13 protein-coding genes and 1 pseudogene are annotated in these 15,899 nt (G+C 65.4%); 11 read left to right on the top strand and 3 right to left on the bottom strand.

Annotation, left to right across the window (positions count from 1 at the left end; all coding sequences use genetic code 11):
* Window positions 1-304 precede the first annotated feature (304 nt).
* On the bottom strand, window positions 305-925 hold the full coding sequence (locus ACFPU0_RS25390; protein ID WP_377696061.1) for a fimbrial protein: 621 nt from the start codon (window positions 923-925) through the stop codon (window positions 305-307).
* A gap of 1,011 nt (window positions 926-1,936) precedes the next feature.
* Here ACFPU0_RS25390 and ACFPU0_RS25385 point away from each other — a divergent pair.
* The gene (locus ACFPU0_RS25385; RefSeq protein WP_377696060.1) at window positions 1,937-2,245 is read left to right on the top strand and encodes a hypothetical protein; all 309 of its coding nucleotides are present in this window, start codon (window positions 1,937-1,939) and stop codon (window positions 2,243-2,245) included.
* Window positions 2,242-2,415 (top strand): hypothetical protein, encoded by a 174-nt coding sequence (locus tag ACFPU0_RS25380; protein ID WP_377696059.1) that lies wholly within the window; start codon window positions 2,242-2,244, stop codon window positions 2,413-2,415. The genes ACFPU0_RS25385 and ACFPU0_RS25380 overlap by 4 nt, the downstream gene beginning before the upstream one ends.
* Window positions 2,416-2,696: 281 nt before the next feature.
* On the opposite strand, the gene nadC is transcribed toward ACFPU0_RS25380, so the two are convergent.
* Window positions 2,697-3,545 (bottom strand): carboxylating nicotinate-nucleotide diphosphorylase, encoded by an 849-nt coding sequence (gene nadC, locus ACFPU0_RS25375; protein ID WP_377696058.1) that lies wholly within the window; start codon window positions 3,543-3,545, stop codon window positions 2,697-2,699.
* A 321-nt stretch (window positions 3,546-3,866) separates the two neighbouring features.
* Between nadC and ACFPU0_RS25370 the strand changes: the two genes are divergently transcribed.
* The 5 genes and pseudogenes from ACFPU0_RS25370 (at window position 3,867) to ACFPU0_RS25350 (ending at window position 10,360) form a co-directional block, all read left to right on the top strand.
* On the top strand, window positions 3,867-6,140 hold the full coding sequence (locus ACFPU0_RS25370) for a DUF1631 domain-containing protein (RefSeq protein ID WP_377696057.1): 2,274 nt from the start codon (window positions 3,867-3,869) through the stop codon (window positions 6,138-6,140).
* 464 nt (window positions 6,141-6,604) lie between these two features.
* On the top strand, window positions 6,605-7,153 hold the full coding sequence (gene ampD, locus ACFPU0_RS25365) for a 1,6-anhydro-N-acetylmuramyl-L-alanine amidase AmpD (RefSeq protein ID WP_377696056.1): 549 nt from the start codon (window positions 6,605-6,607) through the stop codon (window positions 7,151-7,153).
* A 16-nt stretch (window positions 7,154-7,169) separates the two neighbouring features.
* Window positions 7,170-8,006, top strand: coding sequence for a regulatory signaling modulator protein AmpE (gene ampE, locus ACFPU0_RS25360; protein WP_377696055.1), 837 nt, complete (start codon window positions 7,170-7,172; stop codon window positions 8,004-8,006).
* A 356-nt stretch (window positions 8,007-8,362) separates the two neighbouring features.
* Window positions 8,363-9,502, top strand: a pseudogene (locus ACFPU0_RS25355) (HAMP domain-containing protein); the annotation flags it as partial.
* A gap of 144 nt (window positions 9,503-9,646) precedes the next feature.
* The gene (locus tag ACFPU0_RS25350) at window positions 9,647-10,360 is read left to right on the top strand and encodes a methyl-accepting chemotaxis protein (protein WP_377696065.1); all 714 of its coding nucleotides are present in this window, start codon (window positions 9,647-9,649) and stop codon (window positions 10,358-10,360) included.
* A 123-nt stretch (window positions 10,361-10,483) separates the two neighbouring features.
* Here the strand turns inward: ACFPU0_RS25350 and ACFPU0_RS25345 are convergent, their stop codons facing one another.
* Window positions 10,484-11,302: a TatD family hydrolase gene (locus tag ACFPU0_RS25345; RefSeq protein ID WP_377696054.1), complete on the bottom strand. Its 819-nt coding sequence runs from the start codon at window positions 11,300-11,302 to the stop codon at window positions 10,484-10,486.
* Between the two features lie 191 nt (window positions 11,303-11,493).
* Here ACFPU0_RS25345 and ACFPU0_RS25340 point away from each other — a divergent pair, with 191 nt between their 5' ends.
* The 4 genes from ACFPU0_RS25340 to ACFPU0_RS25325 all read left to right on the top strand — a co-directional run bounded on the left by ACFPU0_RS25340 (window position 11,494) and on the right by ACFPU0_RS25325 (window position 15,837).
* Window positions 11,494-13,497, top strand: a complete 2,004-nt coding sequence (locus tag ACFPU0_RS25340; protein ID WP_377696053.1) for an aminotransferase class I/II-fold pyridoxal phosphate-dependent enzyme — start codon at window positions 11,494-11,496, stop codon at window positions 13,495-13,497.
* Between the two features lie 73 nt (window positions 13,498-13,570).
* A complete protein-coding gene (locus tag ACFPU0_RS25335; RefSeq protein ID WP_377696052.1) occupies window positions 13,571-14,356 on the top strand; it encodes a transporter substrate-binding domain-containing protein in 786 nt (261 codons plus the stop codon).
* A gap of 61 nt (window positions 14,357-14,417) precedes the next feature.
* Window positions 14,418-15,128: an ABC transporter permease gene (locus tag ACFPU0_RS25330; RefSeq protein ID WP_377696051.1), complete on the top strand. Its 711-nt coding sequence runs from the start codon at window positions 14,418-14,420 to the stop codon at window positions 15,126-15,128.
* Between the two features lie 13 nt (window positions 15,129-15,141).
* Entirely contained in the window at window positions 15,142-15,837 is a 696-nt protein-coding gene (locus ACFPU0_RS25325; RefSeq protein WP_377696050.1) for an ABC transporter permease, read from the top strand.
* The last annotated feature ends 62 nt before the right edge of the window (window positions 15,838-15,899 follow it).

Below are 15,899 nucleotides of genomic sequence, written 5' to 3'. Positions count from 1 at the left end.
CGCGAGCAGAGCTCGCTCCTACAGGGATACAGCCAGTCTCGACACTAGATGCAGGCAGAGCGAATTCATTCGCCAGGGGCGACGGAGTTGCCCCGGGAGGGCCGGCAGGGCAGACCTGCGGTCTGCTTGGCGAATGAATTCGCCCCTACAGGGGGTTGCCGCCACGATCAGCACCTCGTAGCCCGGCGCTCCCTGTAGGGTGGACAGCGCTTTTCTGTCCACCAGAGGGTATTTCCCGTGGCGCTGAAGGTGGATGAAAAGAGCGTCATCCACCCGATTGCATTTGCGCATGGCGTCTCTGGGCTCACTCGAATTCGAACTTCAGCGTGACCTGGCTCTTGAACTCGCCGGGGTCGACGTATTTTTCCGCCTTGATGGGATAGGTCTCCAGGTCGAACTCGCCCTTCTGCTCGGCCTGGTTGAAGGTGAGCGGGATGAGGTTCTCCGGTTTCGGGGTGGCGAACTCGCGCAGGGGCGGGACGATGCGGCCGTTGTTCTTGAGGATGATGGCCAGGTCGCTGCGGTCGTTCACCGCCAGGGCGTTGGTCTGTTTCGCGTGAGGAGCCCCTTCCAGCGACAGGTTGACGGCGACCATCTCGGAGATGTTCTTGCACTGGATCTGGAAGGTCCGGGAGACCGTGCGCTGGGGCGTTTCGCCCGGCCCGGCCACCTCCCAGGGGTTGAGGTTGCCGAAATCGATGGTGGTGACCTGGCCGGGAGCGAGTTCGCAGCTCTGGGGCACGACGACGCTGCCGCTCATCCAGACATCGGCCAGGGGCGTTGCGCCGGTGGAGCTCGTATTTTCGACGGTACCCCGAAGCTCCAGCAGCTTGGTCTTGGGGATGACCGATTCGCCGATGAAGGGCTTGTCGATCATCAGGTGCAGGCGACCGGTCTTGCCGGTATCGAAGTTGATGCCGGCCATTCCATTCGAACTGCAGTAGAAAACTTTGCCCTCTGATGGCCCCAGATTGCTGATCGATGAAAAGGGAATGGGAACGAACTTTTGTCTTTTGCCGGCGATCCACACCTCAGCCGCCACCTGGATATTGCGGTTGACCTGGTAAAACTGCATCTCCGTGCCATCGACCATTGCCGAATGGCCTTTGGAAAGGTCGGTCCTAGAGGTGTAGTTGATCTCAGCAAAGGAACCGTTCGGCTTGCTGCATTTACAGATTCCGTGGTAGTTGCTGCCCAGATCCCAGGTATGGGCGTTGGGCATTACCTTCTGGGGGCTGTTTTCTTCCGGCGAGCGGAAAAAGGCTTACAGCCATTGTTTCGCCAGTATGGGCCCCATGCTGGCGAGGCTGCTGTGGGGGCGAATGCATGGGTTCTGTCTGGGTTGGTTGTTGCCAGGTTTCAACCATCGCGCTGAGAGCTGACCAGGTAGGGTGCGCCGTGCGCACCAAGGGTTGAGCGAGGCACAGGATTTTCACCCCAGGTGCGTAGTTCGTAGGATTTGCGATACCCATGCGGACGGGGCTGATGGGTATCGCAAGCTCCACCCATCCTACAGGGGCTACAGCCAGTCTCGACACCTGATGCAGACAGAGCCAGTTCATACACCAAGGGCGACGAAGTTGTCCTGGGAAGGCCGGGAGGGCAGACCTGCGGTCTGCTCAGCGATTGAAATCGCCCCCACAAGGGGGTTGTCCCTGGCCGCCAGCAATTCCCGATGGCTGGATTATGGAATTGGCCATTGCGCGGGGTTGGGGCCATGCCGAGATAAGGGGAAAATTCACTCACTTCCCCGGTATTGCTTTGTCTTTAATACTTTTTATCTGTAAGCGTCCGCCCTGCACCCACTGCCTGCCCTAGCCTCAAATAGCCACAATGGTGTCCAGCGGCATTACACGGTCGCGGAAATCTGCCGGCTGATGCAGGTCAGCCGCCCTACGCTGTATAACTACCTAGGAGAGACAAAGGAGGTGCGCACATGAGCGCCAAACGGAAGCCAGAACCTGACGCGCAGAAGCTGGAGGACACCATCGCCCTCTTGCAGAAGCTGGCTGCGGAAATCCGCGACAATAAGCTGCCCGTCAGGGGGACGAGGGTGGCGCGGTCGCGCATCGCCAAGAACCTGTTCGTCACAAAGAATGAGATAGAGCGGATCATCCGCCCCAAGGCAGTCGACACCACTAAGCGCCTGGGTGCGCTCAAGGGGGTGATCGTGGTGCCGGATGACATCGACACGCCGTTCACCGCGGAGATTGAGGAAATGTTCTACGGTAAGGACGCCGAATGAAGCTGCTGTTCGACACCCACCTTCTGCTTTGGGCGCTCGCGGGGAGTGACCACCTGCCGGAAAGGGCGCTGGGTATGCTGCTCGATCCCAACGTCGAGCCGCTGTTCAGCGCCGCCTCCATCTGGGAGATCGCCAAGTATGCCGCGGCGGCGCCCATCATATGGGTCTGATTATCCTCGAAAAAATAAAAACACAGTGAAAACAATGCATTCGTAGCGTGGCCAGGTGCTGGATACGGCCTTTCAATTCGTCGTCGATCTTGATCGAAGTCGCCATGTCGGACTCCCGTTATTGCCAGGTATTACCTTTCGATAAGTAGAAGGCGGCCGAGGGCGCCGTCCATTGGCGTCGGTCGGTGTGGGCTGCCCAGTAACCGCTCGATCGCGTACGGCACGGCATTGGATACATGCCGTACCTGGTGGAGGCCCGGAGCCGGCCATTTGCTATTCGCTCAGAGACTGAGGCGCATGGACAGGTCGATGGCCTTGACGTCCTTGGTCAGGGTGCCGATGGAGATGTAGTCGACGCCGGTGTCGGCAATGGTGCGCAGGGTGGTCTCGTTGACACCGCCGGAGGCTTCCAGCTTGGCGCGGCCGTTGGTGAGGGTGACGGCGGTGCGCATGTCGTCGAGGCTGAGTTCGTCGAGCATGATGATGTCGGCGCCGGCCTCCAGGGCTTGCTGGAGTTCGTCGAGGTTTTCCACTTCCACTTCCACCGGCTTGCCGGGGGCGATGCGGTGGGCGGCTTCGATGGCCTGGGCGATGCCGCCGGAGGCCGCGATGTGGTTTTCCTTGATGAGGAAGGCGTCGTACAGGCCGATACGGTGGTTGTGGCCGCCGCCGCAGGTCACCGCGTACTTCTGCGCCAGGCGCAGGCCGGGCAGGGTCTTGCGGGTGTCGAGCAGTTTCACCTGGGTGCCTTTCACCAGCTCCACATAGTGGCCGACGCGGGTGGCGACGCCGGACAGGCACTGGAGGAAGTTCAGGGCGCTGCGCTCGCCGGTGAGCAGGGCGCGGGCCGGGCCTTCGAGGTGGAAGAGCACCTGGTTCGCTTCGGCGCGCTCGCCGTCACGCACCTGCCATTGCACCTTCACCCGCGTGTCGATCTGGCGGAACACTTCGTCCACCCAGGCGGTGCCGCTGATGATGGCGGCTTCGCGGGTGATCACGCTGGCGCGGGCCTGGCGCGCTTCGGGGATGAGTTGGGCGGTGATGTCGCCGCTGCCGACGTCTTCCTTGAGGGCGGCGCGTACGTTGGCCTCGATTTCGGCGCTGAGGTCGGCGAGGAGGAGGTTGGGCATGATGGGCTCCGCAGGCAGGATGGCGGCGATTATAAAGGCTGCCGACGACCGGTGCAGTGTCGATGACCGCCGGCCCGTGCTTTCTGCTAGACCGTCAGGAGTGCGTCTTGCATGTCGTGCGTTGGTCGGTCGGTTGCCCTGCATCTGTGAATTGATTCATGTCTGTAGGAAAACACCGCTTGGTTGTCACGGCATCATCCATATAATGACATCGGAATTTTCTATTTTGACGCCAGATAGTTGACGTTATGGATGACTCCCCATGATCGATGTGCGGCCCGGCAAGCCCTTCGGAAGGGCACGGCCAGCGGGAGGCTCGTGATGCAGACCGACGCGAAGGTGGTGCCGCTGAACAAGGGGGCCGCCCAGCAATCGCCAACCTCACCGGTAGGAAGGCTGCCCGTGGCCTTGATCCAGGTGCGCGACAGAATGGCAGTGCAGCTGAAGCAGGCGCTGCAGATGCTGTTCGACAATGCGGACGACACCCTGTTCGAGATGGCCGACCGCGCTACCAGCAATGCCGAGCAGAACGCCTTTTTCGAGGCGATGCGCGACCTGCGGCTGAAACGCAAGAGCATCGAGCGGACCTTCCTGCAGAAGGTGTTCGAGTCATTCTCCTCCCTTCAGCAGTACGAGGTCGGCAAGGCGCCGCAACTGGGCGCGGTGTCCTTCGACAGCCTGTCGCTGGTGCAGAACGACGAACTCGAGGAAACCGTGGCCCTGGACGCCATGGTCGCCAAGGTGATGAGTCGCGATGGCATCGCCCTCGGCCACCTCACGGCGCGGCTCAATATGCTCGTCAGCAAGAAGATCGAGGACCGCACCAATCCGCTCGGCCCGCGCCAGTTGTGCGAGTCCTTCCTCGACGCCTGCCGCAGCCTCGGCGTGGAGATCAAGGTCAAGCTGATCATCCTCAAGCTGTTCGAGAAGTACGTCCTCACCGAGCTGGACCAGATCTACGCCGAAGCCAACCAGTCCCTGGTCGCCGCCGGGGTGCTGCCGGACCTGCGTTCGACGGCGCCGGCCCGCCGCCAGCCGGAACCTGCCGCCCCGGCGGCGCGCACGGCCCAGCCGCGGGCACCGGTCGAAGGTGGGCAGGCCACGGAAGAGGGCGTGCAGGAAGTCTTCGGCGTGCTCCAGGAGTTGCTCTCCGAGGTACGTGGCACCGCGCTGCCGCGCCGCGAGTATCCCGCCGGTGCGATTCCGGTCAGCAGCCTCGACCTGATGCGCCTGTTGTCCCACCTGCAGCAGCACCTGCCGCAGCAGGCCCATGACGACTACGACCTGCGCCTCAGCCTCGACCAGTTGCTGACCCGCGCCAGTGCCCGCAGCGGCCGCGTGCGGGTGGTCGGGCAGGTGGATGACGATGTCATCAACCTGGTGTCCATGCTCTTCGAGTTCATCCTTGACGACCGCACCCTGCCGGATTCGCTCAAGGCGCTGATCGGGCGCATGCAGATCCCCATGCTCAAGGTCGCCCTGCTGGACAAGACCTTCTTCAGCCGCGGCAGCCACCCGGCGCGCCGCCTGCTCAACGAGATCGCCGCGGCGGCGCTCGGCTGGGTGGAGCAGGACGATGCCCAGCGCGACAGCCTCTACCAGCGCATCGAGCAGGTGGTGCAACGGCTGTTGAACGATTTTGTCGACGACCCGGCGATCTTCGCCGAACTGCTGGCCGAATTCCTCGCCTACACCGGCGACGAACGCCGCCGCAGCGAACTGCTGGAGCAGCGTACCCGCGATGCCGAGGAGGGCCGCGCCAAGGCCGAACTCGCCCGCAAGCAGGTGGAGGAAGCCCTCAACCGGCGCCTGCTCGGCCGCACCCTGCCGGAAGTGGTGGTGCGCCTGCTGCGGGAAGCCTGGAGCAAGGTGCTGCTGCTGACCTGCCTCAAGCACGGTGTGGAGTCGGCCGAATGGCAGTCCGCCCTGCAGACCATGGATGACCTGATCTGGAGCGTGGAGCCGTTCGAGGCGCCGGAAGCTCGCGCGCGCCTGCTGGAACGGGTGCCGGGCCTGCTCAAGTCCCTACGCGACGGCCTGGCCAGCGCCGCCTTCGATCCCTTCTCCACCAGTGAGTTCTTCAGCCGGCTGGAGGCGCTGCACGTGCAGGCCTTCCAGCGCTTCCGCAAGCCGGAGCCGGTGGCCGTGGTCGAAGGCTCCGGCCTGGACTCGATACCTCCGCTGCTGGATTTGTCGGCCGCGGACGAGCCCGGAGAGGGGGCGCCGGCCATGGTGGCGGTGGTGGAGGAAATCGTCCTCGCGGCGCCGGGCGAGGAGCCGGTGCCGGAGCCCGAGCTCAGCCTGGCGGACGACGACGAGGCCCTGGGCTTCGTCGACAACCTGCGGGTGGGCAGCTGGGTCGAGTTCCAGGAGGACGAGGAGCACAAGCTGCGCTGCAAGCTGGCGGCGCTGATCAAGCCCACCGGCAAGTACATCTTCGTCAACCGCACCGGCATGAAGGTGCTGGAGAAGACCCGCATGGGGCTGGCCGTGGAGTTCCGCCGCAAGGCCATCCGCCTGCTGGACGATGCCCTGCTGTTCGACCGCGCCCTGGAGTCGGTGATCGGCAACCTGCGGCGGCTCAAGGGGGCTTGAGCGCAGCGAACATCCTGCTGAGCTTGCCAAACCCATTGATCCCGACTGATGGGTATCGCTCCGCTCCACCGCATCCTACGATCGCCACGGCGCTCGGGCTGGCTTTTGCGGGATGGGTCGGGCGGCGTTCCGCGAGCTTGCGAAACCCATTGCGCGCGGCTGATGGGAATCGCTTCGCTCGTCCCATCCTACGGATGCCCACGCGGCGCTCGGACTGACTTTGTAGGATGGGTTGAGCTTGCGATACCCATCGATCCCGACTGATGGGTATCGCTCCGCTCCACCGCATCCTACGATCGCCACTGCGCTCGGGCTGGCTTTTGTGGGATGGGTCGGGCGGCGTTCCGCGAGCTTGCGATACCCATCGCGCGTGGCTGATGGGAATCGCTCCCACCGTTCCCGTCTGCGCCACTCGCTAAAATGGCTCCACTGTGCCTAAAGTGGCGGCAGACCAAGGAGCCGACATGCAGCTGGACCCCGCTTCCGGTTGGTGCCTGGGCATCAGCCACCGCCCCTCGCCCAACTTCAACTGTCGCCCGCTGGGGGAAGTCTCCCTGCTGGTGATCCACAACATCAGCCTGCCGCCCGGCCAGTTCGGCACGGGCAAGGTGCAGGAGTTTTTCCAGAACCGACTGGACCCCGCCGAACATCCGTACTTCGAGGGCATCCGCGATCTCAGGGTGTCCGCGCATTTCCTCATTGAGCGCGACGGCGCCATCACCCAGTTCGTGTCGTGCAACGAGCGCGCGTGGCACGCGGGAGTCTCCCTGTTCGAGGGGCGGGACAACTGCAACGACTTTTCCCTGGGGATCGAGCTGGAAGGCACCGATGACCAGCCGTTCACGGAACCCCAGTACGCTGCGCTGATCGCATTGGTGGAGCAGCTGCGCCGCGTCTACCCGGCCATCACGCCGGAGCGCATCTGCGGCCATAGCGATATCGCCCCCGGGCGCAAGACCGATCCCGGGCCGGCTTTCGACTGGGCGCGCCTGCGGGCCGCGCTCGTACCCTGATCAAGAGGAGGGACCCATGTATTTTCTGGTGCTGTTGCTGGTGCTCTGGATCGAGAAGTTCTCCGCCTGGCGCCGGCATATCCAGCAGGATGGATTCTGGACCCGCGAACTGGCCAAGGCCGAGGCCAACCCCCGGTTCGCCGGCCGCCCCTGGGCGATCCTGATGTTGCTGGTGCTGCTGCCCCTGGTATTGCTGGCGCTGCTGCTGACGGCCCTGGAGCCGCTGGCTTACGGCTGGCTGGCGTTGCCGGTGCACCTGCTGGTGATCATCTACAGCCTGGGCCGCGGCGATGTGCTGGAGGATATCGGGCCCTTCCGCGATGCCTGGCGGCGGGGCGACACCCAGGGCGCCTACCATGTGGCCGAGCGCGACCTCGGCCTTGAGGCCGACGAGAGCAGCGACCTCCTGCAGCAGGTGCAGGGTTACCAGCTCTGGCAGGCCTACCAGGGCTTCTTCGCGGTGATCTTCTGGTACGCGCTGCTGGGGCCGGTGGCGGCCCTGGCCTACCGTCTGCTGGCCCTGGCCTCCGAACATGCCGCGACGCCGGCCGTGCGCGAGCGGGCGGAGGTGATCCGTCACGCCTTCGACTGGTTGCCGGTGCGGGTGCTGGCGGCAAGCTTCTCGCTGGTGGGAAATTTCGTCGGCGTCAGCCGGGTGCTGCTGCACGAGCTGCTGAGCTGGGAGATTCCGGCTTCGCGCTACATCGAACTGGCCGGCCGCGCCGCCGCCGAGTTGCCGGAGCCCGTCAGCGGCGATGCCGGGGTGGCGACCCTGGATGCCCTCTGGCAGCTGCTGGTGCGCGCGGCGGTGCTCTGGTACGCCGGTTTCGCCGTCTGGGCCCTGCTGTTCTGACGGGAACGGGCGTCACGACCCGGCGGTAGGGTGGAAATCCACGAAGCGGATTTCCACCATTCGAGGGTTCCGGGGGCCTCGTTCGGTGGATCGATGCCCGGCGACACCGCCGGTCGGCCTCCTCCTGCTTAACCTTTAATTACAGAAACTCCTGCCGATATCAGGTACACAGGTGCTCGCGCCCGAAATATCCGAATTCGCTCGATATCTGACCGAGTCGGGCGGCCGCGTCGCAGCGTGGGGATGTTGCGACGCATTGGTCGAGCCACGCTGTCGGCGATCGGTGCGCATCCATAACAATAAATGTGAACAGGAGGCGTCTTGTGAAGACCCTGTTGTATCCTGCCATCGCGCTGATGAACCGCCTCAGCTTCGGTATGAAGTTCAGCCTGATCAGCGTTCTGTTCTTCCTGCCGATGTTGATCACCAACTTCTATCTGGTGCGCGACTCCTACCGGCAATTCGTCAGTACCCGCGCCGAGCTGCAGAGCCTCGACCTGCTGGGTACCAGCCTCACGCTGCGGCGTAACCTCGAAAGCCTCAACGACCTGGTGCTGATCAACTCGATGATCGGCCAGTCGGGCCAGTCCGGCGACCTGGAACAGCGTATCGTCGGTCTGGAGAAGGAGCTGCTGGCCATGCTCCAGGGGCTGGCGCCGGTGGTGTCGGAGCCCGAGCAGGTCGAGGCGTTCAACGCCAAGCGCGACGAACTGCTCACTGCGCTGCAGGCCGCCAAGGGTGAGACCTCCCTGCAGAGCAAGAGCGCGATGATCGAGAAGCTGCTGGGCAACGCCCAGGTCTTCATCCGCTTCGTCGCCGCCCAGGCCGGCCTCAGCCAGGATGACCAGGCCGATGTCCGGCAGATCACCGAACTGGTCACCAGCGCCACCCCGCAAATCACCATGGCCCTGGGCAAGGGCCGCGCCATCGGCGCCTACTCCCTTGGCCAGGGGTTCCTCAATTCGGCTGCCAGCACCAAGCTGGACGACCTGCTGCTGGACCTGGACAAGCTCAATGCCGAGTACGGCCTGAAGCTCACCGACGCCCTCGATGGCAGCCCGCGCGCGCACCAGGCGCTGGACGCCCTGGCCGCTGCCAGCCGCGAGACCATCAAGCAGAGCGCCACGCTCTTCGAGGACAAGGTCATCATGGCCGACACCCTCAGCACACCCTGGCGGCAGTTCTACGACCAGGTGAGCGCGACGCTGGAGAAGACCTACCAGCTCAACGACGGCTCCCTGGCCTTCCTCAAGGCCGAGCTGGAAAGCCGCCTGGCCGGCAAGCGCATGCAGACCGTGCTGCTGGTGGTGGCCCTGCTGGTGGTGTTCCTGGCGATTGTCTACCTCTACAGCGGTTTCTACGTCTCCACGCGCACCACCCTGAAGAGCCTGGGCAAGGTGATGGACCAGGTGGCATCCGGCGACATGACCGTCAGCTTCCGCGCCGAAAGCCGCGACGAACTGGGCGAGCTGGGCCAGGTGTTCAACGGCACCGTGGCGAAGATCCACGACCTGATCGAGCTGGTCGGCCATACCGTGGCCGAGGTGGAGCGCCAGGCCGGCCGGGTGGAGCGGGTTTCCGGCGAAAGCAACCAGGCGGTGGCCGGCCAGCGCAGCCAGATCGAGCAGGTGGCCACGGCCATGAACCAGATGTCCGCCACCGCCCAGGAGGTGGCGCGCAGCGCCGCCGCAGCGGTGGGCAGTGCGCAGAGCGTCAACCAGGAAACTGTCAGCGGCCGCGCCCTGGTGGAGTCCCAGTTGGGCAGCATCGAGCGGCTGGCCGGCGAGATCGACCAGTCGGTGGCGGTGATCAATCAGCTGGCGGCGGACAGCGCCTCCATCAGCCGGGTGCTGGAAGTGATCAAGGGCATTGCCGAGCAGACCAACCTGCTGGCGCTGAATGCGGCCATCGAGGCGGCCCGTGCCGGCGAGCAGGGCAGGGGGTTCGCCGTGGTGGCGGACGAGGTGCGCACCCTGGCCAAGCGTACCCAGCAGTCCACCGAGGAAATCGAGCAGATGATCGCCCGGCTGCAGGGCGGCGTCGGCGCAGCGGTGAAGGCGATGAGCACCAGCCACCAGATGGCCGACGGCACCGTCAGCCAGTCCGGCAAGGTACAGGCGGCGCTGGAGAATATCCTCGGTGCGGTGGGCCTGATCGTCGACCAGAACCAGCAGATCGCCGCCGCCGCCGAGCAGCAGACCGCCGTGGCCCATGACATCGACCAGAACATCGTCGAGATCAACCACGCGGGCGAGCGCACCGCCGAGGGCGCCAGCCAGACCGAACAGGCCAGCCGCGAGCTGTCCGGACAGGTGGCGCAGCTCAAGCAGTTGATTGGTGCGTTCAGGGTCTGATTCGGCCGAGCTCTTCTGTGGGGGCGAATTCATTCGCCAAGGGCAGCGCAGCTGCCCCCTTGGAACTCCAAAGGGCAGACCTGCGGTCTGCTTAGCGAATGAATTCGCCCCCACAGGGAAAAGTTACAGCCCTTCCCAGCCAAACACCTCGCAGGCATTGCGCGTACTGGCCTCGGCCAGTTCCTCTGGCGTGACGCCGCGAATCTCCGCCAGCGCCGCGCAGATGTCCGGCAGGAACTCCGGGCTGTTGCGCCCGTAGGGGTGCATGGCCGGCGCCATGTCCGGGGAGTCGGTTTCCAGCACCAGGCACTCCAGCGGCAGCTGCGCCACCACCTTGCGCAGGCGGTTGGCCTGCGGCCAGGTGGGCGCGCCGCCCAGCCCTAAGCGAAAGCCCAGCTTGCGGTACTCCTTGGCGTCTTCGACGCTGCCGGCGAAGGCGTGGACGATGCCGGCGCGCTTGAGGCGGAAGCGCTTCAAGGTGGCGATTACCGCCGCATGGCTGCGCCGCACATGCAGCAGGGCCGGCAGTTCGAATTCCGCCGCCAGCGCCAGCTGGGCCTCGAACAGGCGCTGCTGCTGGTCGCGATCCAGTTCGGCAATGAAATAGTCCAGGCCGATCTCGCCTACCGCGCAGAGCTTGGGGTGCCCGGCATGGCGTTCCAGCAGCTGGCGCAGTTCCAGCAGATGCTCGTCGCGGTGTTGCCCCAGGTAGACCGGGTGCAGGCCGAAGGCGGTGCAGAAGCCGTCTTCGGCGTTGGCCAGGTCCCAGATCCGCTGCCAGTTGCCCTGGAACACCCCGAGCAGCACCTGCCGCCGCACGCCCAGGGCGCGGCAGCGCGCCAGTACCTCGTTGCGGTCGGCGTCGAAATCGGGGAAGTCCAGGTGATTGTGGGTATCGATCAGCATGGCCGCCAGCATATACCCGGCGGCGCCTTGCGACATGCCCGATCGCCGGGCGAACGGGCGCTTTCCCGGGGGCGCCCGCTCTGCCTCGGGGCATTGCGAAGGCCAGGAAAATCGAGGCGAAAAACGCTATTGAACACTCGTTCATTCTTGGCTATGGTTGGGCCACTCGCCGGTTCGTCGATGCAGTCAAGCGGTCCGGATTCCACCATTCGATATGGGGCTCGAACATGCGTTTTGCTTCGATTGTGGAGAGGATGGCAGGGCCAGGCACGGCCGCCTGGGATATCCATTACGCGGCCATCGAGGCCCAGCGGGCGGGCGAGGATGTCATTGTCCTCAGCATCGGCGATCCGGACTTCGCCACCCCCGAATCCATCACCGAGGCGGCCGTCCAGGCGCTGCACGCCGGCGATACCCACTACTGCGACGTCGCCGGTCGCCCCGAGCTGCGCCAGGCCATCGCCGACCTGCACGGACGCCTGACCGGCCAGGCCGTGTCGGCGGACAGCACGATCCTGGTCGCCGGCGCGCAGAACGGTCTCTATGCCGCCGCCATGTGCCTGCTCGAAGCGGGCGATGAAGTCATCGTCTTCGACCCGGTCTACGTCACCTACGAAGCCACCCTCAAGGCCTCGGGCGCGACCCTGGTGCGGGTGCCGTGCCCGGCGGAGGGCGGCTTCCGTCCCGATCTCGGCGCCCTGCGCGCGGCCATCACCGAGCGCACCCGCGCGATCTTCTTCGCCAACCCGAACAACCCGACGGGCGTGGTGCTGAACGGCGGGGAGCTCGAGGCCATCGCCGAACTGGCGCGCCAGCACGACCTCTGGGTGGTGGTGGACGAAGTCTACGAAAGCCTGGTCTTCGATGAGTCCCATCGCTACTTCACCAGCTTGCCGGGGATGCGCGAGCGCACGGTGAGCATCGGCAGCCTGTCCAAGTCCCACGCCATGACCGGCTGGCGCACGGGCTGGGTGGTCGCCTGCCCGGAGCTGGTGGCGCATATCGAGAACCTCGCGCTGAACGTGCTCTACGGCCTGCCCGGATTCGTGCAGGAAGCGGCGTTGGCCGCGGTGCGTTCCTACGACCAGGTGACCGCCCAGATGCGCGAGCTCTACCGCCGCCGCCGCGACCTGGTGGTGAGCGCCCTGGAGGATTGCGCACCGCTCAAGGTGCTGAAGCCGGAAGCGGGCATGTTCGTCCTGCTGGATGTGCGCGGCAGCGGCCTCGGTTCGCTGGACTTCGCCTGGCGGCTGTTCCGCGAAACCGGCGTTGCGGTGCTCGATGCCGAGGCCTTCGGGCCGGCCGCGAGCGGGTTCGTGCGCCTGTCCTACACCCTGGGCGAGGCGCAGCTGGCCGAGGCCTGCGCGCGCATCCGCCGCTTCGCGGCCACCCTGAAGGGCCGGCCGACCATCGAGGTGATTCCGACGCGGGCTGCCGAAGCCGCACCCGCCAGGGCCGAGCGGCCGAAGATGGTGGAGGTGGATTCCATCCACAAGCGCTTCGGCCAGTTCGAGGTGCTCAAGGGCGTTTCCCTCACCGCCCGCGAAGGCGATGTGGTGTCGCTGATCGGCGCCAGCGGTTCGGGCAAGAGCACCCTGCTGCGCTGCATCAACATGCTGGAGATTCCCAACCAGGGCGAGGTCAGGGTCGACGGCGAAAGCATCCAGCTGTCCACCAATCGCATCGGCGAGCCGATGGTGGCCGACCAGAAGCAGCTGACCCGCATCCGTTCGCGCCTGGGCATGGTGTTCCAGGGCTTCAACCTCTGGCCCCACCGCACGGTGCTGGAGAACCTGATCGAAGCGCCCATCCAGGTCCTGCGCGAGAGCCGCGCCGAAGCCATCGAGCGCGCCGAGGCCCTGCTGGAGCGGGTCGGGCTGGCGGCCAAGCGCCATGAGTACCCGTCCTTCCTCTCCGGCGGCCAGCAACAGCGCGTGGCCATCGCCCGTGCATTGGCCGTGGAGCCCAAGGTGATGCTCTTCGACGAGCCCACCTCGGCGCTGGACCCGGAACTGGTGGGCGAAGTGCTGCGGGTGATCCGCTCCCTGGCCGAAGAGGGCCGCACCATGATCCTGGTGACCCACGAAATGGCCTTCGCCCGTGACGTCTCCAGTCACGTCGCCTTCCTCCACCAGGGCCGGATCGAAGAGGAGGGGCCACCCCGGGAAGTCTTCCTCAGGCCGCGCAGCGAGCGCTGCCGGCAGTTCGTCACCGCTCACCAGAATCGATGACCGCGGCCGCCGCCGGCGGCCCGCCTCGATAAGCTCGAACCACAACAAAACCAAGCAGGGCAAGGGGATCACGATGAAGAAGTCTCAACTGGCAGGTTGGATGGCGGGTGCGGCAATGCTCGTCGCTGGCATAGCGGGAGCGCAGGCCGAACCCATCCGGTTCGCGTTGGCGGCGGAGCCCTATCCGCCCTTCTCGGTGAGGCAGCCGGACGGCCAGTGGACCGGTTTCGAGCCGGACCTGATCCGCAAGCTCTGCAGCGACATGCAGGCGCAGTGCGTGATCGAGGAGGTGGCCTGGGACGGCATCATCCCCGCGCTGCTGGCGAAGAAGGTGGACGTGATCTTCAACTCCATGTCCATCACCGAGGAGCGCGAGAAGCAGATCTCCTTCAGCCGTCCCTACTACGATTCTCCCGCCGTGATCGTCGCGCCCGAGGCCCTGGAGGTGAGCGCCGCGCCGGACTCCATGAAGGGCAAGGCGATCGGCGTGCAGATATCCACCAACAACTCCAACTACGTGAAGAAGTTCTACGAGGGCATCGCCGACGTCCGCTACTACGACACCCAGGACTCGGTGAACGCCGACCTCGCGGCCGGGCGCATCGACCTGATGCTGGCCGATGGCCTGGGCGTGGCCGACTTCGTCAAATCCGCCGATGCCCAGGCGGCCGGTCTGGTGGTCAAGGGCGAGGTCCCCTACGACCCGGTGTTCGGGCGCGGCATGGGCGCCGGCCTGCGCAAGGAGGACCAGGAACTGAAGGCCCGCCTCGACGACGCCATCGGCAAGCTCCTGGCCAGCGAGGACTACAAGACCATTTCCGCCAAGTACTTCGACGTCAGCGTAGCGCCGAAACAGTGATCCCCGTTGCCGCCCCGGGCCACCGGGGCGGCGAGTTTCCGCTTCGCGTCGAGGTGTACTGATGTCGTCTTACTTCGATCTGGTCGGCTTCGGCCCCCAGGGCTGGGGACCGGCCTTGCTCAAGGGTTTGTGGGTCACCCTGGAAATCTCCGTTGGCGCCTTCCTGGTGGGTATCCTGATCGGGCTCTGCGTCGCCGTCGCCAAGCTCAACGGTCCGCCTCCGCTGGCCCGCCTGATGCGTGGCTACACCACCCTGTGCCGGGCGGTGCCCGAGCTGTTGCTGATCCTCCTGCTGTTCTACGCCGGCTCCATGGGCATCAACGAGGTGCTCGGCTGGCTGGGCTACACCCAGGTCAAGCTCAACGGCACCCTGGTGGCCATCGTGGTGCTCGGGCTGGTGCAGGGGGCCTATGCCTCGGAGATCTTCCGCGGCGCGATCCAGGCCATTCCCCACGGCCAGATCGAGGCCGCCCGCGCCTTCGGCATGAGCGGCGTCAGCCTGTTCCGCCGGGTGACCTTGCCGGTGATGGCGCCAAACGCCCTGGCGGGGATGGCCAACCTCTGGGTCAACCTGATCAAGGACAGCGCGCTGATCAGCGTGGTGGGGACCAGCGAGCTGCTGTTCACCGCCAAGCAGGCGGCCGGGTCCACGCGCCAGTACCTGATGTTCTATCTCACGGCGGCGGCCTTCTACTATGTGCTGACGCTGCTCTCCAACCTGTTGTCCGGCTGGCTCGAGCGACGCTTCCGTCGCTGGATGCCGTCGGTGTGAGGAGGCGTCCCCGATGACCCCGAGCTGGATCCTCGACTATGCCGGCCTGCTGCTGAACGGGCTGGGCACCACCTTGCTGTTGCTGCTGATCTCCGCCGTGCTGGGCTTCGTCCTGGCGCTGGGGGTGGCGCTGGCGCGGATGTCGCGCAACCCGCTGATCGCCGGCCTCAGCCTGGGTTACACCAGCGTGATCCGTGGCACGCCGCTGCTGGTGCAGATCTACATCTTCTACTACGGCGTGGGCAGCCTGTTCGCCCAGTTCCCGCTGATTCGCGGCAGCTTCCTCTGGCCTTACCTGCGCGATGGCTTCTGGTACATCGTGCTGGCGCTGGTGCTTTCGGTCGGCGCCTATGTCGGCGAGGTAATCCGTGGCGGGATGAAGTCGGTGCCGCGCGGCGAGCTGGAGGCGGCGGCGGCCTTCGGCATGCGCCATCGCCTGGTGCTGATGCGGGTCTGGCTGCCCCGGGCGATCCGCCTGCTGCTGCCGACCCTGGCGGGGGAGATGGTGCTGCTGCTGAAGTCCACCGCGCTGGCCTCCACCGTGGCGGTGGTGGACCTCCTGGGCGCCGCCAACGTGGTGCGCGCGCAGACCTTCCAGATCTACCAGCCCCTGTTGCTGGTGGCGGGCATCTACATCTGCCTGACCTTCATGATCGAGGCAGGCGCTGCGCGGGTGGAGCGGCGGAGCATGTTCCGCAGGGCGAACTGAAAGAGGCTGCTACGGCCTGGGCAGGGGCTGCTTTTCCTGTGGGGGCGAATTCATTCGCGAAG

This window comes from Pseudomonas sp. GCM10022186 (assembly GCF_042656385.1).
GTDB lineage: Bacteria > Pseudomonadota > Gammaproteobacteria > Pseudomonadales > Pseudomonadaceae > Metapseudomonas.
This window is presented reverse-complemented; position numbering and strand designations above follow the sequence as displayed.

Coding starts and splice junctions, on each gene's coding strand:
- ACFPU0_RS25390 (WP_377696061.1), bottom strand. CDS start 925: ATGGCCGGCATCAACTTCGATACCGGCAAGACCGGTCGCCTGCACCTG.
- ACFPU0_RS25385 (WP_377696060.1), top strand. CDS start 1,937: ATGAGCGCCAAACGGAAGCCAGAACCTGACGCGCAGAAGCTGGAGGAC.
- ACFPU0_RS25380 (WP_377696059.1), top strand. CDS start 2,242: ATGAAGCTGCTGTTCGACACCCACCTTCTGCTTTGGGCGCTCGCGGGG.
- nadC (WP_377696058.1), bottom strand. CDS start 3,545: ATGCCCAACCTCCTCCTCGCCGACCTCAGCGCCGAAATCGAGGCCAAC.
- ACFPU0_RS25370 (WP_377696057.1), top strand. CDS start 3,867: ATGCAGACCGACGCGAAGGTGGTGCCGCTGAACAAGGGGGCCGCCCAG.
- ampD (WP_377696056.1), top strand. CDS start 6,605: ATGCAGCTGGACCCCGCTTCCGGTTGGTGCCTGGGCATCAGCCACCGC.
- ampE (WP_377696055.1), top strand. CDS start 7,170: ATGTATTTTCTGGTGCTGTTGCTGGTGCTCTGGATCGAGAAGTTCTCC.
- ACFPU0_RS25350 (WP_377696065.1), top strand. CDS start 9,647: ATGAACCAGATGTCCGCCACCGCCCAGGAGGTGGCGCGCAGCGCCGCC.
- ACFPU0_RS25345 (WP_377696054.1), bottom strand. CDS start 11,302: ATGTCGCAAGGCGCCGCCGGGTATATGCTGGCGGCCATGCTGATCGAT.
- ACFPU0_RS25340 (WP_377696053.1), top strand. CDS start 11,494: ATGCGTTTTGCTTCGATTGTGGAGAGGATGGCAGGGCCAGGCACGGCC.
- ACFPU0_RS25335 (WP_377696052.1), top strand. CDS start 13,571: ATGAAGAAGTCTCAACTGGCAGGTTGGATGGCGGGTGCGGCAATGCTC.
- ACFPU0_RS25330 (WP_377696051.1), top strand. CDS start 14,418: ATGTCGTCTTACTTCGATCTGGTCGGCTTCGGCCCCCAGGGCTGGGGA.
- ACFPU0_RS25325 (WP_377696050.1), top strand. CDS start 15,142: ATGACCCCGAGCTGGATCCTCGACTATGCCGGCCTGCTGCTGAACGGG.